This window comes from Marinobacter gudaonensis, assembly GCF_900115175.1.
GTDB classification, from domain to species: Bacteria; Pseudomonadota; Gammaproteobacteria; order Pseudomonadales; family Oleiphilaceae; genus Marinobacter; species Marinobacter gudaonensis.
In genome coordinates, this window is record NZ_FOYV01000001.1 from 1,720,907 (window position 1) to 1,735,893 (window position 14,987).

The following is a 14,987-nucleotide window of genomic DNA, read 5'->3' on the forward strand; positions in this document are numbered from 1 at the left end:
CCTCAGGCGATGCCGCCCCGGGTCAGCTTGAGCGGGTCCATCAACCCCTCTAGCCGTTCACGGCTGAGACCACTCCGTTCCTCCGCCACATCAATCACCGGGCGACCCGTACGGTAGGCTTCCTTGGCAATATCAGCCGCCAGACTGTAGCCAATTTCCGGGTTGAGGGCGGTCACCAGCACCGGATTGCGGCCGACGCCGGCATTCAGGTTGTCGGCGTGCACCGTGAAATCACGGATGGCCTTGTCACCCAGCATCAGGGCGGCGTTGGATAGTAACTCGGTCATGTCCAGCAGGTTGGCGCCCACCAGCGGCAGCATCACGTTGAGCTGAAAATTACCGGACTGCCCCGCCATGGCCACCGTGCTGTCCAGCCCCATTACCTGGGCACTCACCATGGCCACGGATTCCGGAATCACCGGATTCACCTTGCCCGGCATGATACTGCTGCCCGGCTGCAGGGCCGGCAGGCTGATCTCCGCCAGGCCATGGATGGGGCCGCTGTTCATCCAGCGCAGATCGTTGGCGATCTTGGTCAGCACAATGGCCACGCCCCGTAACTGGGCAGACAGCGCCACGGGGCCGTCCACGGCGCTCTGGCCGATGAACTTGTGCTCCAGAGTGGTGAAATGAAATCCGGTGTTCGAACGCAGGGACTTGGCAAACTGTTCCGCAAACTCCGGCAAGGCGTTGATGCCGGTACCCACGGCCGTCCCGCCCTGGGGCACCGCCAGCAGTTCGTCGGCAGCGGCTTCCACCCGTTTTTCCACGGCGAAGAGCTGCTCCCGCCAGGTTCGCAGCTCCTGCCCCAGAGTAACGGGCATGGCATCCATCAGGTGGGTGCGGCCGGTCTTCACCTGCTCGGAAAATTCCGCCTCACGCTCGTAGATCATCCCGCGCAGGTGGGACAGTGCCGGCAGCAGCTTTTCCTTTACCGCCAGCACCGAGCTCACATGAATGGCCGTGGGAATCACGTCATTGGAGCTCTGGCTCATATTGACGTGGTCGTTGGGATGCACCTCGTGACCAGCGTTCCGGGCCAGATTCGAAATCACCTCGTTCACGTTCATATTGGTGCTGGTGCCGGAACCGGTCTGGTACCGGTCAACCGGAAACTGGTCGGCGTGCTCGCCGGCCACCAGTTCGTCACAGGCCTGCACGATGGCATCCCGAAGGTCGCTGTCGAGCAGACCCAGGCTGGTATTGGCCTCGGCGGCGGCCCGCTTGACCCGGGCCACAGCCGCAATGAACGCGCCGGGCATGGGCTGCCCGCTGACCGGGAAATTCTCAACCGCGCGCTGGGTCTGTGCACCCCAGAGCGCGTTGGACGGAACCTGGACGTCTCCTAGACTGTCGGTTTCGATTCTGTAGTCGCTCATGATCCCTCCTGTCTGTCCGTTTACATCCTGTCCGTTTACATCGTGAGTTACCGGCGTTGTACGGCAGGCTCCGGCGTCTGTATCAACCCGTACCGCCGTGGGACCTCAGTCGTACATGGTCGCAAATGCCGGTGACCTGCTCAAAGTTCAGGATCAGGGTGTGCACGGTGTTGGTGTAGGTATCATGCAGGTGAAACTTGTATCGACGCTGTTTCTCACCCTGGAGGAAGCTGTCGTACTCGCGTACCAGTTCCCGCACATCGCCGCCCGAGTCCTGGCTCCAGGTGGCGTTGAACGGGCCAAGCACGGCGCCGCCGGCGAGGCAGACCGTGACTTCGTGGTTGGTCAGGCTGTTGTCCGGAACACTCATGATGGATCTCCTTCCTGTGAACCTCCCCTAAGTGTAGTCGGGCGGTGCAATTCCTGTGATTTTCGCGCGCCGGAAGGAGACCGGCGAGGTCGGGAGCGACCTTGATCAGAGCGTCGAGGAAGGGGTGATCAGGCTGGTAATCAGGGCCCGCAGCCGGTTCGGCTTTACCGGTTTGTTGAGTATCGGAAGGTACTGCGCCCGCAACAGTCGGCGGGTGTCGTCACTTCGATCAGCCGTAATGACAGCGGCCGGGATATCCTGGCCGAGATGCCGCCGGACCGCGTGAATGGCATCGTAACCGGTCAATTCCTGGTCGAGGTGATAATCGGCCAGGATCACCGCAGGCACCCGGGCGCCCGGCGCCATCTTCGCCAGCGCCTCCGCCTTGCTGCCAGCTGTGATCACATCGCACCCCCAGCGCTCCAGCAACACCTGCATGCTTTCCAGCACCGCCGGTTCGTTATCGATCACCAGCACCGGCAGGCCGTCGAACCCCTTGGCATGGCCGGGTAAGGTGGCGCGGGGCGCAGGCCCGGGGGACGAAGTAGCCTGATCGAGAGGCAGGGTTAGCACGAACCGGGACCCGCGCCCCGGCCTTGACGCCACATCGATGCTGTAGCCCAACACCCGCACCATGCGCTCGACTATGGCAAGCCCGAGGCCAACGCCCTGCCGGCCGCCGGTACCCTGGGGCAGCAACTGGTGGAATTCGGTAAAGATGTCCCGGAGCTTGGCCGCCTCGATGCCGACACCGGTGTCCCACACTTCAATGCGCAGCTGCTCGCCCCGCTGCCGGAGCGCAAGCACCACGCCGCCATTGCGGGTGTAGCGAAAAGCATTGCTGAGCAGGTTGCGCACAATGCGGGTGAGCATGCGCTGGTCGGTTCGGACTACCGCAGGCACCGTGCGTACCCGGAAGCCCAGGCCGGCATTGGCGGCCACTGCCTCAAATTCCTCGCCCAGGGATCTGGCCAGGGCGGCCACGTCGGTATACACCAGGTCCGGCTTCATGGCCTGCTGATCGAGTTTCGAGATATCCAGCAGATCCGCCAGCAGGTCTTCGGCCCCTTCAAGGGCCCGGTGCACCTGCTGCACCATGCGGGCTTCCTGTTCCGGCAGCGAGCTGTCCTGAAGCGCGGAGATCATCAGGCGCGCAGCGTTCAGTGGCTGTAACAGGTCGTGGCTGGCCGCCGCCAGGTATTTGTCCTTGCTGCGATTCGCCTCTTTGGCGGCCTCCATGGCCACCACCAGTTCCCGCTCGACTTTTTCCCGCTCCTCGATCTGGTAACGCAGGCCCACGTTGGCGTTCTGCAACGCCTCGGTACGCTCCTCCACCCGGCGCTCAAGCGTGGCGTTGAGTTGTTCCAGTTTCTGCCGGGCCAGCACCCGCTCGGTAATATCGGCCACGAACGCTTCCACCACCTCGGGCCCCAAATCCGGCCTGCGCAGCAAGGTCACGGCCACCTGCACCGGCGTGCGATCGGCCCGCTGGAACCGGGTTTCACGGGCGCTCAGGCTGCCGTGATCGAGCAGTTCCTGGCGGATGGCATCAAATTCACTGGAACTGCAGAAAAGCTGTTCCCGGAGCCGGATCACCCCGTTTTTGAGCGCCTCGGGACTGTCGTACCCGCAGATCCGTGCCATTGCCGGATTGCAGGCCAGGAAGCCGCCGCGCAGGTTAGCCTGGAAAATACCGTGCAGGGCATTCTCGAACAGCCACTTGTAGCGGTTACGTTCCTGCTCGAGCTCCTCAATCCGTTCCTGCAACGCCGGGTAATAGTTCTTACGAACAGACTGGCTGCCCAGTCCCAGAAGATCGCCAATTCCGTAGCTGTTGTCCCGCTCGCCGTCCTGTTCGTCAGAGCGCTTCTTCATAAACGACCTGGACATCCCGGAGCGAGGACTTTCGTGGATTGGTCAGAATGCAGGGGTCCTGGAGGGCGAAGCCGGACAGGTAGGGAATGTCAGACACGCTCACTCCGAGCTGGGCCAGCCGCGCTTCCAGGCCCACCCGGCGTTTGAGCTCCACAATCCGGCCCATCAGACGCCGCTTGATCTCGGCCTTGCTCATGCCCCGGGTGTCGATGTCCATGGCCTCGGCCACCCGCCGGAACCGGTCCTCGGCGGCCTGGTAGTTGTAGGCCACTACGTGTTCCAGCAGCAGCGCGTTACAAAGACCATGGGGCAGATCCAGGAAGCCGCCCAGACTGTGAGACATGGCGTGCACTGCACCGAGGATGGCGTTGGAAAACGCCAGGCCCGCCTGCATGGACGCCAGCATGATCTGCTCCCGCAGCACCGGATCGGCGGTGTTGGCCACCAGCGGCTCGAGGTTGCGATTGATCAGCCGGATGGCCTCCAGGGCGTGGGTGTCGGTGAGCGGGCCGCTGCCAGTGGAGACGAATGCTTCAATGGCGTGCACCAGGGCATCCACACCGGTACAGGCGGTGAGGTAGGCGTCCATGGTTTCGGTCACTTCCGGATCTATCAGCGACACATCCGGCACCACGGCCTTGCTGATGATGGAGAATTTGAACCGGCGATTGGGGTCGGAGATGATCGCAAACTGGGAGACGTCGGCGGAGGTACCAGCCGTGGTCGGTATCAGGATCAACGGGGGTGGCGGATTGGTGATGGTATCCACACCCTCGAATTCGAGAATGTTGCGACCGTGGGTGGCAACAATGCCGATGCCCTTGGCGCAGTCCATGGGACTGCCGCCACCAATGGCTACAATGACATCGCAATCGCTCGACTTGTACAGCTCGGCGCCTGTCATCACCTCCTCGACCTTGGGATTGGGCGAAACACCGGTGAACAGGGTACTGCGGATGCCAGCGTCGGTCAGGACTGTCTCAATCTCGCGAACCCAGCCGGCGGCGGCCACCCCGGGATCAGACACAAGGAGCACGTGTCGGGCGCCAAAGTTGCTGGCAAAGTTTGCCACTGACTTGCGCGACCCGGCGCCGAACACAATCTCCGGGGACACAAACTTTCTAAGCGCGGAAATGTCGTGGCTCATCGTTCTCTATCCGACCGTTTGTTGTTATAGGAATCGTCGAAAGTTTAACTCAAGTAACCGGCCTGTTCATCGGCCTTTTGGCCATGCCGGCGGTAAAAGCTGAAGGTCCACTCCAGCATGCCCACCTGACTGGCCCGTTTGCGGAACCCGTGGCCTTCCTCGTCGAACCAGTGCAGCTCCGGCGCACCTCCGGCGGCTTTCATGGCTGCCACCATGGCCCGGGTCTGCTCCGGCACCACCACCGGATCCTGGCCGCCCTGGAAGAAAATCATCGGCGCCGCGATGCGGTTGGCGTGGTGCAGCGGCGTGCGCTCGTGCCAGCGCCGGGGATGTTCATGGGGAGGGCCCAGCAACCAGTCCAGATAGCCGGATTCAAAACGATGGGTCATCGCCCGCAAACGCAGTGGATCGGTAACCCCGAACAGGCTGGCTCCCGCCCTGAACCGGCGGCTCCGGATCATGGCCATCAGGGCGGTGTAACCGCCGGAGCTGCGGCCCTGGATGAACACCCGGCTGCCATCCACCAGGCCGAAGGACGCCAGATGATCAGCCGCCCGCTCCATGTCCTCCACGTCAATCTCCCCCCAGCGGCCCTCAAGGGCCAGCCGGAACGCCCGACCAAAGCCGGTGCTGCCGCGGTAGTTGATCTCGGCCACCGCAAAGCCGCGCTGACACCAATAGTGCACGTGGGGGTTGAACACCGGGTAGGCGGCGGACGTGGGGCCACCATGGGCAATCAGAATCAGCGGCGGTGCGTCCACCGAGGCCTGTTTTGGCGTGTAGAAAAAACCCTGTATCGGGTCGCTGTCGGGTCCCTGGGCTGGCACCTCAATGTCCAGCGGGAGTGCGGCCCGGACCTCTGGCATTGGGTCTCCGCCGCCGGCGACGATGCGCTCATGTCCAGTCACGGGCTCAATAGCCAGAATCGCATCCAGTCGGGTAGCAGAGCGCGCGACGCAGTAGAGGGTGCCCTCGGCCACGCGCAGGTGCCGGAAATCACCATACCCGGTCGCCACACGGCGTTCCTTGTAGTCGGGGCCGGAGATCAACCAGAGTTGACCAGTACCATTGCAGTACCGCACCCGTGCCCAGCGGCCATCGCCGATGGGACAATGGTGGGACTCACCCAACTGCCAGGGCGCGTTGGCATGATCACAGGCCGGAGCTCCGCCCGAGCGCCAGTCGCCCTCGCCCCGCTCATCAACCTGCCAGGGTTGCCACCAGCCCTCATGGTCAGAAAGCACCCAGAGCCGATCGCCATCAAACACCGGTTGCTGGACCGAAGCCTGCAGGGGCGAGTTCAGGGAATGGCAGTCGGCAAGGGCGCCACCGTCACTCACCTCACCCAACCACAACTGGCTGCGTATCCAGGGCATATCCGGCTGCTGCCAACTCACCCATGCCAACCGGGTACCGTCATCAGAGAGTGCCGGGGCACTGTAGAAATCCTGGCCCGAGTGAAGCACTCTTTGCTCACCCTCGAGGGTGATGGCAACCAGCTGCTGCCGGTGATTGCATTCGCGTACCGCCAGTACCCGCTGGCGGGTGTCATCGGCAACCAGGCCGCCATACATCGCATCGGGGTCGTCGGTAAGCTGGGTACACTGCCCGTCTTTCTGGCTGACATGCCGGATCTGCTGATCCTCGGCCACCACAAACACCCCGGTGGAACACGCCGCCAGGGCGCCGCCCCCGTAGCCGTTGACCCGGCTGCGGACGCCCAGGGTGTCGGGCCCGAACCTCACCGGTCCCTGCTCCGACAGCTGCCACAGCACCATGCAACCCCGCTCAGGGTCGGTCTGCAACCAGTAAACACCGGCAGCCGACACCGTAAGCTCACCACACTGAACATGGGCGGCACACGCCTCGCTGGCACTCAGGCATCGGGTTGTAGAGCCATCAGCAGGGAGGGAAGAGCCATCAGCTGGGAGGGAAGAGCCTTCAGCTGGGAGGGAAGAGCCATCAGCTGCGAGGCAAGAGCCATCAGCCGGGAGAGAAGAGCCGTCAGCCCCGGAAGAAAAGTCGTGAATTGTCCGCATTTCGGTACACCAGTTCCGTCAGGCCGGCCGTGGCGTGGTCGGCAGCTCTCCTCGCTGCCAGTATACGGTCATGATACGCGGATTTGTTGCAAACCGGATCTGTATTATCGGCATTGCCGGTCAATAAATACGCCTGGCATCGGCAGCCACCGAAGTCCTTTTCCTTCTCATCGCAGGAGCGGCAGGGCTCCGGCATCCAGCTGTCGCCCCGGTAGTGGTTGAATCCGGGGCTGTCATACCAGATGTTTTGAAGATCCATGTCTCTAACGTTGGGAAATTCGATGGGCAGCAGCCTGGCGCTATGACACGGCAGGGCGGTGCCGTCGGGGGCCACTGTCAGGAACAGGTTGCCCCAGCCGTTCATGCAGGCTTTCGGGCGCTCTTCGTAGTAATCCGGAGTCACGAAAATGAGCTTCATGGCCGAGCCGGACTGCTGCAGCCGTTCGCGATAACGGTTCACTTCCTGCTCGGCTTTCACCAGCTGCGCTTTCGAGGGCATCAGGCCTTCCCGGTTCTCGAAGGCCCAGCCGTAATACTGGCAGGTGGCCAGCTCCACATAATCTGCGCCCAGGCGCTCGCAGAGATCCATGATGTCGTTCATCTGGTGGATATTGTGTCGGTGGATCACAAAATTGAGTACCATCGGGTAGCCCGCCTCCTTCACCGCCCGGGCCATGGCCAGCTTCTGGTCGAAGGCCTTGCGGGAGCCGGCCACCGCGTTGTTCAGTTCCGGGTCCGAGGCCTGGAAGCTCACCTGGATATGGTCCAGCCCGGCCTCGGCAAAGGCATCCACCTTGGCCTCGGTCAGCCCCAGGCCCGAGGTGATGAGATTGGTGTAGTACCCCAGGTGCCGCGCCTCGGCAATCAGCTCCGACAGGTCAGGGCGCACCAGCGGCTCGCCCCCGGAGAAGCCCAGCTGGGCCGCGCCCATTGCCCGACCCTGCCGAAGCACGCTCACCCACTCGTCGGTGGTCAGTTCCCGTTCAGTCTGGGCAAAATCCAGCGGATTGGAGCAGTAGGGACATTGCAGCGGGCAGCGGTAAGTGAGTTCCGCCAGCAGCCACAGGGGCGGCCCGGCATCATGGGGGTTGGCGGGCGCCGGGTGTCCGTGGGAGCAGCTCATGACCACTCAATCCAGTGCTGTTGCCGGGCGTCCTGCAGGAACTCGCTGACGTCCTTGCCGAGCGGGCCGGCGTCCGGGAACTGCTGCTCCAGGCTGGCCACAATATCAGCCACGCTGCGCTGGCCGTCCACTTCGTTAAGGATGGCGCCGGCACTGCCGTTGAGTTTCACCATACCTTCCGGGTAGAGCAGCACGTAGCTCTGCTGGGCCGGCTCCCACTGGAACCGGAATCCTCGCCGAAAACGCGGTACTTCCTGCATAGCCACCTCCATCACAGCCCCCGGTGCCAGACCTGTGCGTCGGTCACCGTATGGTAGGGCGGGGTCCGGTGGCCGTAGGCCATGGTCATGGCGTCCAGCATGGTCCAGAGAATGTCCAGCTTGAACTGCAGGATCTCCAGGGCACGGGTCTGCTGGGCCTCGGTGGTGAAGTGGTCGAGGGTAATGGTCAGGCCGTGCTCCACATCCCGCCGGGCTTCCGACAGGCGCTTGCGGAAGTAGCGGTAGCCGGTTTCTTCAATCCAGGGATAGTGGGCAGGCCAGCTGTCCAGCCGGGACTGATGAATCTCCGGGGCAAACAGCTCGGTCAGGGACGAGCAGGCCGCCTCCTGCCAGGTCGCGCGGCGGGCAAAGTTCAGGTACGCGTCCACCGCAAACCGGACGCCTGGCAGCACGTGGCGCTGATCAATCACCTCATCCCGGCTCAGGCCCACCGCCTCGGCCAGACACAGCCAGGCTTCGATGCCACCCACATCGCCGTCGTGGCCGTCGTGATCCAGAATACGCTGCAACCAGAGCCGGCGTACGCTGGCGTCCGGGCAGTTGGCCATGATCGCCGAGTCCTTCTGGGGAATCCTGATCTGGTAGTAGTACCGATTGGCCACCCAGCCGCGGATCTGTTCGGGCGTGCATTTTCCGCCGTACATGGCTTTATGGTACGGGTGGTGGATGTGGTAATACTGGCCCTTGGCCCGCAGGGCCTGCTCGAAATCCGTGCGATTCATGGCGGTGTTGGCTCTGGCATTCATGGCGCCCCCGACAGGTCGATGTGCATGCCGTCCCAGGACACCTCAATGCCGTGGCGGGTCAGCTCCGCCCGCTCCGGGGAGTCCTCGTTCAGGATCGGGTTGGTGTTGTTGATGTGAATCAGGATCTTGCGCGCCGCCGTCAGGCTATCGAGCACCTCGATCATGCCGCCCGGCCCGCTCTGGGCCAGATGCCCCATGGCCTGGCCGGTCTTGGTGCCCACTTCCTGGCGGATCATCTCGTCGTCGTGCCAGACGGTGCCGTCCACCATCAGCACATCGGCCCGGCGCATCCAGCCCAGAATGCGCTCGTCCGGCTGGCCGAGGCCCGGGGCATAAAGCACGGTCTGGCCGGTGCGGGTGTCTCTGAGGAACAGGCCGATGTTATCACCCGGGTGCGGGTTGTCCCGGCGCGGTGAATACGGGGGCGCGTTGCTCAGCAGCGGAATGGCGGTCAGCTCGATCGACGGCGCGCAGGGAATGGTAAAGGGCGTCTGCTCGGACGCCTCGATGCGGCGCCAGTTCAGGCCACCGTTCCAGTGTTTGAGCATGGTAAACAGGGGAAAACCGCCGCTGAGGTCCTCATGCACCTGCTCGGTACACCAGACGTCCATCGGCAGGCCCTCGCGCAGCGACAGCAAGCCGGTGGTGTGGTCCACCTGGCTGTCCATCAGCACGATGGCGTTGATGCCGGTATCCCTCAAAGCCCGGGCCGGCTGCATCGCTTCGAAAGACGCCAGCTGGGCACGAATGTCGGGGGAAGCATTGAACAGGATCCAGTGCTCGCCGTCTTCACTGACGGCAATGGAGGACTGGGTACGGGCCTTCGCGTTCAGGGTGCCCTTACGGAAACCGTCGCAGTTGGCGCAGTTGCAGTTCCACTGGGGAAAACCACCGCCGGCAGCGGAGCCCAGAACGTGAATCAACATGGCAGGTTACTCCGGAGACAAAACGGCCAGCTCGAGGCTGGCCGCGTCTTTTCTCAGCGGTTGGCGAAGTACATGGTGACTTCGAAACCGATGCGGAGATCTTCGTAGGCTGGTTTGGTCCACATAATGCTCACCTCTGTTGTCATGATTGTCAGGGCATTGCGGGTGAATCAACGAAGTTGCCGATAACCCAGTTCCCATCCTATCGGCCGGGGCAAGGGGCCAATATGGTACTTTGGAACTGTTTTCAGGCCTCCCTAGGTCGCAAAAAACGGGGCTCCCGAATTCTCGCTGCCGGAAACGAAAAAAGGCCCTGGGAGGGGCCGAAGAGAGTGACAAAACCCGAACTCTCACAGGAGAGTCGTCCCGGCCAGATGCCGGGACTGAAGAGGCACATCCGCTGTGCTGACTCACAGGCGGGCCCGTGTGGAAGGCCCGCTTACCGCTCACAGATCAGAAGAAACCCAGCGGGTTGGTGTCGTAGCTCACCAGCATGTTCTTGGTCTGCTGGTAGTGCTCGAGCGCCATCTTGTGGGTTTCGCGGCCGACGCCGGACTTCTTGTAGCCACCGAAGGCGGCATGCGCCGGGTAGGCGTGGTAGCAGTTCATCCACACACGGCCGGCCTGGATGGCACGGCCCATGCGGTAGGCACGGTTGGTGTCGCGGGTCCAGACGCCGGCACCCAGACCGAACTCGGTGTCGTTGGCGATGGCCAGGGCTTCTTCTTCGTCCTTGAAGGTGGTCACGCCCACCACCGGCCCGAAGATCTCTTCCTGGAACACGCGCATCTTGTTGTCGCCCTTGAACAGGGTGGGCTGGATGTAGAAGCCGTTGTTGAACTCTTCATCCAGATGCTCGCGGTCGCCACCGGTCAGAACCTGGGCGCCCTCTTCCTTACCAATGGCCAGGTAGGACATGATCTTGTCGAACTGCTCTTTCGACGCCTGCGCACCTACCTGCACGTCGGTATCCAGCGGGTTGCCGCGCTTGATCTTCTTGGTGCGCTCGATGACCTTGGCCATGAACTCGTCGTACATGTCCTCCTGGACCAGGGCCCGGGACGGACAGGTACAGACTTCGCCCTGGTTGAAGAACGCCAGCACCAGACCTTCCACGCACTTGTCGATGAACTCGGGCTCGGCCTTCATCACGTCGGAGAAGTAGATGTTGGGAGACTTGCCGCCCAGCTCCACGGTAGAGGGAATGATGTTCTCGGCCGCGCACTTGAGGATGTGGGAGCCCACCGGGGTGGAGCCGGTGAAGGCAATCTTGGCGATGCGCTTGCTGGTGGCCAGCGCCTGGCCGGCCTCGATGCCATAGCCGTTGACGATGTTCAGCACGCCCGGGGGCAGCAGGTCGCCGATGATTTCCATCAGCACCAGGATGCTGGCCGGGGTCTGCTCTGCAGGCTTCAGCACGGTGCAGTTACCAGCGGCCAGGCAGGGACCCAGTTTCCAGGCCGCCATCAGCAGCGGGAAGTTCCAGGGAATGATCTGACCAACCACGCCGAGGGGCTCGTGGAAGTGGTAGGCCACGGTATTGTGGTCGATCTCGCCCATATGGCCTTCCTGGGCCCGGATACAACCGGCGAAGTACCGGAAGTGGTCAGCGGCCAGGGGAATGTCGGCGTTCAGGGTTTCACGAACGGCCTTGCCGTTGTCCCAGGTTTCGGCCACCGCCAGCTTTTCGAGGTTGGCCTCGATGCGGTCGGCGATTTTCAGCAGAATGTTGGAGCGCTCGGTGGGTGAGGTCTTGCCCCAGGCCGGCGCGGCCTTGTGTGCTGCGTCCAGGGCCAGTTCGATATCCTCGGCGCTGGAACGGGGAATTTCACAGATCACCTCGCCGGTGACCGGGGTGATGTTTTCGAAGTACTGACCTTTCACCGGCGCGACCCACTCGCCACCGATGTAGTTCTCGTAACGGGATTTGAAAGAAACGACGGAGCCATCCTTTCCTGGTTGTGCGTAGATCATGGTCTCGACCTCTTGTTGTGTTTGTCGCAGGGCAACGCGGCCTTTCGCGTTTACCTGATCAATGTAGACCGCAATCCAGGATGGTTGAATGATGCGATGGGGGCGAAAAACTCATCCCTTGGTAGTAGAAAGCAAGATGGCCCGGCGAAGCCGGGTTCACAGACCGGCGCTTTCCTGATCAAGCAGCCGTTGTTTTCGGTCCAGCCCCCAGCGGTAGCCCCCGAGTGAACCGTCGCTGCGGAGGACCCGGTGGCAGGGAATCAGCACCGCGATTCGATTGCGTCCGCAGGCCGAGGCCACCGCCCGAACGGCTTTCGGCTCACCCAGTCGCCTCGCCAGTTCCGTGTAGCTCACAACCTCGCCCTCGCGAACGCTCAACAGGAGTTTCCAGACCCGGGTCTGAAACACCGTACCCCGAATATCCAGTGGCACCTCCGGCCGGGGCCGGTTTCTGCTCAGGTGTTCATCCAGCGCGGCCATCCAGGCATCAAGATCGGAGGACTCACCGGCACCCGACGGGAGCAGCCGGGCCTTGGGGAATTCCCTCTGCAGCCGCTCTATCAGGGCCAGCTCCGAGTCTCCGAATTCAGCAAAACACACGCCTTTGTCTGTCGTTGCCATCATCAAAAGCCCGAACGACGTTTGCCGACAGGCGAACGCGATTACCTCGCCCTCTCCGCCTTTTCGATAGCGCGACGGAGGCATCCCGAACTGTCGTCCAGCTTCGCCGTACACACGGCTGACGGAGCCGTATCCGGCCTCGTAGATCGCGTCGGTCACCGTTCGGCCCGCCCTGAGAGCTCGTCGGAAGTTTTTCTGGCGCAATGCATCCTGATATGCCTTCGGGGTAACCCCGAAGGTTTCCTTGAACGCCTTCTGTACCCGGGTAGCCGACATCCCTACCAGTTCACCAAGATCCGCAAGCTTCAGTGTCGCATCCGGGTTCTCCTCGATATGCCGGGCTAGGGTGACCATAGGGCCGTCCGCGGATGCCTGTGTCCCGGAGGCTTCTCGTGTTGGGGAATGGGAGTCAGTCATGCCTGAATTCCTTCGCGATTCATTGAGTCATGCCTCCTATGATGCGAGTTTACACCCGGCGCTGCCATCCGATTCTTGCGGCATCGGTCCATGCCAGCCTGTTCTCGCTGCCCGGCCAACACACAAACGAAAAAGGGACGGCCTCAGCCGTCCCTTTCATCAACCGGCCCGTGGCCGGCAATCACAAGGATCAGTTGCTGGCAACCCGATCCTTCGGCAGTTTGAAGGTCCAGACCATACCGCCCTGGTTGAAGTCCTTCACCACCTTGGCCACTTCGCCACCCCAGAGTGGTACTGCACCGCCCCAACCGGAAGCCACGGAGACGTACTGCTCGCCGTCCATCTCCCAGGTCACCGGGGTACCAACCACACCGGAACCGGTGTTGAACTGGTACAGCTGCTTGCCGGTCTTGGCGTCAAAGGCTTTCAGGTAGCCCTCGGGGGTACCGGTGAACACCAGGTTGCCGGCGGTCGTCATTACGCCACCCCACAGCGGGGCGGTGTTTTCGTAACGCCAGACTTCCTTGCCGGTTTTCGGATCCATGGCCCGCAGCACGCCAATGTACTCGTCGTTGGCCGGCTTGATGGTGAAGCCCGCACCCAGGAAGGCCGCGCCTTTCTTGTAGGAGACGGGTTCGTTCCAGATATCCATGGACCACTCATTGGAGGGCACATAGAACAGCTCGGTTTCCGGGCTGTAAGCCATCGGCATCCAGTTCTTGCCGCCCAGGAAGGCCGGCTGGGCAACCACCATCTCGCCTTTGCCACCCTCGGTAGCGGCGGGATCGCCGGGACGGCCACCTTCGGTGAAGATCGGACGACCGGTTTTCGGATCCAGGCCCTTGGCCCAGGTGATCTTGTCCACGAACGGGAAGCCGCGGATGAAATCGCCGTTTTCCCGGTTCAGCACGTAGAAAAAGCCGTTACGGTCAGCGGTGGCGGCGGCCTTGATGGTCTTGCCATTCTGGTTCAGATCGAAGGAGATCAGCTCGTTGACACCGTCATAGTCCCAGCCGTCATGGGGCGTGGTCTGGAAGTGCCACTTGATGCTGCCGTCATCGGGGTCGATGGCCAGACGCGAAGACGAGAACAGGTTGTCCCCGGGGCGCAGGTGGGAGTTCCACGGGGCCGGGTTACCGGTGCCGAAAAACAGGGAATCGGTGTCCGGGTCATAGGTGCCGCCCAGCCAAGTGGCCGCGCCGCCGTTCTTCCACATGTCGCCGGGCCAGGTCACACCGGCCTTGCCACCTGAAATGCCATTTTCAATCTGCTTGCCGTCCTTGTAGACGTAGCCCATATGGCCTTCAACAGTCGGTCGGGTCCAGACCAGTTCGCCGGTGTTGGCGTCGTAGGCTTCAACTTTGCCGACAATACCGAATTCACCGCCGGACACCCCGGTGATCACCTTGCCCTTGACCACCATCGGTGCTGCCGTGATGGCATAGCCGGCCTGGTAGTCGGCCACTTTCTTGATCCACATCGGGTTGCCGGTGTCCTTGTTCAGGGCCACCAGCTTGGCGTCGAGCGTGCCGAAGATCACTTTGTCTTCATACAGGGCAACGCCCCGGTTGACCACGTCGCAGCAAGGCATGATGCCGTCCGGCAAACGCGCATCGTACTGCCAGAGTTCCTCGCCGGTCTTGGCATCGATGGCGTAGACGCGGGAGTAGGATGCTGTCACGTACATGACGCCATCCTTGATCAGCGGCTGGGATTCCTGGCCACGCATTTTCTCGCTGCCGAAGGAGAAAGCCCACACCGGCTGCAGGTGCTGGATGTTACTGGCGTTCAGGTTGTCCAGGGTGCTGAAACGCTGGCCCTGGGTGCCCATGCCATAGCTGACAACATCACCTGGGGTTTTGTGGTCGTTGATAATGTCTTCGTCGGTAACCGCATGGGCTCCGTAGGACACGGCCAGTGCCAGGGCACTGGCTGCGATGCGAATCCCGAACTTGTTGGTTCTCATGGTTGCGCTCTCCAAGTCTCTTGTTTTTCAGTTTCTCGGCGAACCGGGAACGTTTCCCGCCTCTGAACCGATTCTTCGCTTCGGGGCAAAAACCAACAATTGCCCCCCCGAACAGGTTTTCTC

At 62.3% G+C, this 14,987-nt stretch carries 13 protein-coding genes; all 13 read right to left on the minus strand.

The window, feature by feature from the left end:
• Positions 1-2: 2 nt before the first annotated feature.
• The 13 genes from BM344_RS07885 to BM344_RS07945 all read right to left on the minus strand — a co-directional run bounded on the left by BM344_RS07885 (position 3) and on the right by BM344_RS07945 (position 14,864).
• Positions 3-1,379, minus strand: a complete 1,377-nt coding sequence (locus BM344_RS07885) for a class II fumarate hydratase (protein WP_091987970.1) — start codon at positions 1,377-1,379, stop codon at positions 3-5.
• 82 nt (positions 1,380-1,461) lie between these two features.
• On the minus strand, positions 1,462-1,749 hold the full coding sequence (locus BM344_RS07890) for a hypothetical protein (protein ID WP_091987973.1): 288 nt from the start codon (positions 1,747-1,749) through the stop codon (positions 1,462-1,464).
• A 105-nt stretch (positions 1,750-1,854) separates the two neighbouring features.
• Positions 1,855-3,624 carry a PAS domain-containing hybrid sensor histidine kinase/response regulator gene (locus BM344_RS07895; RefSeq protein WP_091987975.1) on the minus strand — a complete coding sequence of 590 codons (1,770 nt, stop codon included), beginning with the start codon at positions 3,622-3,624 and terminating at the stop codon, positions 1,855-1,857.
• Complete coding sequence (ercA, locus tag BM344_RS07900) at positions 3,608-4,771, minus strand: alcohol dehydrogenase-like regulatory protein ErcA (RefSeq protein ID WP_091987977.1); 1,164 nt, start codon at positions 4,769-4,771, stop codon at positions 3,608-3,610. Before ercA ends, BM344_RS07895 begins: the two co-directional genes overlap by 17 nt.
• Before the next feature lie 44 nt (positions 4,772-4,815).
• On the minus strand, positions 4,816-6,600 hold the full coding sequence (locus tag BM344_RS07905) for a S9 family peptidase (protein ID WP_228143572.1): 1,785 nt from the start codon (positions 6,598-6,600) through the stop codon (positions 4,816-4,818).
• A 175-nt stretch (positions 6,601-6,775) separates the two neighbouring features.
• Positions 6,776-7,933: a pyrroloquinoline quinone biosynthesis protein PqqE gene (pqqE, locus tag BM344_RS07910; RefSeq protein WP_091987983.1), complete on the minus strand. Its 1,158-nt coding sequence runs from the start codon at positions 7,931-7,933 to the stop codon at positions 6,776-6,778.
• The gene (gene pqqD, locus BM344_RS07915; RefSeq protein WP_228143573.1) at positions 7,930-8,208 is read right to left on the minus strand and encodes a pyrroloquinoline quinone biosynthesis peptide chaperone PqqD; all 279 of its coding nucleotides are present in this window, start codon (positions 8,206-8,208) and stop codon (positions 7,930-7,932) included. The genes pqqE and pqqD overlap by 4 nt, the downstream gene beginning before the upstream one ends.
• Positions 8,205-8,960, minus strand: coding sequence for a pyrroloquinoline-quinone synthase PqqC (gene pqqC, locus BM344_RS07920; protein ID WP_091987989.1), 756 nt, complete (start codon positions 8,958-8,960; stop codon positions 8,205-8,207). The genes pqqD and pqqC overlap by 4 nt, the downstream gene beginning before the upstream one ends.
• A complete protein-coding gene (pqqB, locus tag BM344_RS07925; protein WP_091987991.1) occupies positions 8,957-9,886 on the minus strand; it encodes a pyrroloquinoline quinone biosynthesis protein PqqB in 930 nt (309 codons plus the stop codon). Before pqqB ends, pqqC begins: the two co-directional genes overlap by 4 nt.
• 53 nt (positions 9,887-9,939) lie before the next feature.
• Entirely contained in the window at positions 9,940-10,011 is a 72-nt protein-coding gene (pqqA, locus tag BM344_RS07930) for a pyrroloquinoline quinone precursor peptide PqqA (RefSeq protein ID WP_007153157.1), read from the minus strand.
• A gap of 328 nt (positions 10,012-10,339) precedes the next feature.
• Complete coding sequence (gene exaC, locus BM344_RS07935; RefSeq protein WP_091987995.1) at positions 10,340-11,860, minus strand: acetaldehyde dehydrogenase ExaC; 1,521 nt, start codon at positions 11,858-11,860, stop codon at positions 10,340-10,342.
• A gap of 156 nt (positions 11,861-12,016) precedes the next feature.
• Positions 12,017-12,835 carry a bifunctional transcriptional activator/DNA repair enzyme AdaA gene (locus BM344_RS07940; RefSeq protein WP_228143574.1) on the minus strand — a complete coding sequence of 273 codons (819 nt, stop codon included), beginning with the start codon at positions 12,833-12,835 and terminating at the stop codon, positions 12,017-12,019.
• A 253-nt stretch (positions 12,836-13,088) separates the two neighbouring features.
• Positions 13,089-14,864, minus strand: a complete 1,776-nt coding sequence (locus tag BM344_RS07945) for a PQQ-dependent methanol/ethanol family dehydrogenase (RefSeq protein ID WP_091988000.1) — start codon at positions 14,862-14,864, stop codon at positions 13,089-13,091.
• Between the last annotated feature and the right edge of the window lie 123 nt (positions 14,865-14,987).

What these genes read in the sequence shown, in the direction of transcription:
- BM344_RS07885 (WP_091987970.1), bottom strand. Translation starts at nt 1,379, where the DNA reads ATGAGCGACTACAGAATCGAAACCGACAGTCTAGGAGACGTCCAGGTT.
- pqqE (WP_091987983.1), bottom strand. Translation starts at nt 7,933, where the DNA reads ATGAGCTGCTCCCACGGACACCCGGCGCCCGCCAACCCCCATGATGCC.
- pqqC (WP_091987989.1), bottom strand. Translation starts at nt 8,960, where the DNA reads ATGAATGCCAGAGCCAACACCGCCATGAATCGCACGGATTTCGAGCAG.
- BM344_RS07945 (WP_091988000.1), bottom strand. Translation starts at nt 14,864, where the DNA reads ATGAGAACCAACAAGTTCGGGATTCGCATCGCAGCCAGTGCCCTGGCA.
- BM344_RS07890 (WP_091987973.1), bottom strand. Translation starts at nt 1,749, where the DNA reads ATGAGTGTTCCGGACAACAGCCTGACCAACCACGAAGTCACGGTCTGC.
- BM344_RS07895 (WP_091987975.1), bottom strand. Translation starts at nt 3,624, where the DNA reads ATGAAGAAGCGCTCTGACGAACAGGACGGCGAGCGGGACAACAGCTAC.
- BM344_RS07940 (WP_228143574.1), bottom strand. Translation starts at nt 12,835, where the DNA reads ATGGTCACCCTAGCCCGGCATATCGAGGAGAACCCGGATGCGACACTG.
- exaC (WP_091987995.1), bottom strand. Translation starts at nt 11,860, where the DNA reads ATGATCTACGCACAACCAGGAAAGGATGGCTCCGTCGTTTCTTTCAAA.
- ercA (WP_091987977.1), bottom strand. Translation starts at nt 4,771, where the DNA reads ATGAGCCACGACATTTCCGCGCTTAGAAAGTTTGTGTCCCCGGAGATT.
- pqqB (WP_091987991.1), bottom strand. Translation starts at nt 9,886, where the DNA reads ATGTTGATTCACGTTCTGGGCTCCGCTGCCGGCGGTGGTTTTCCCCAG.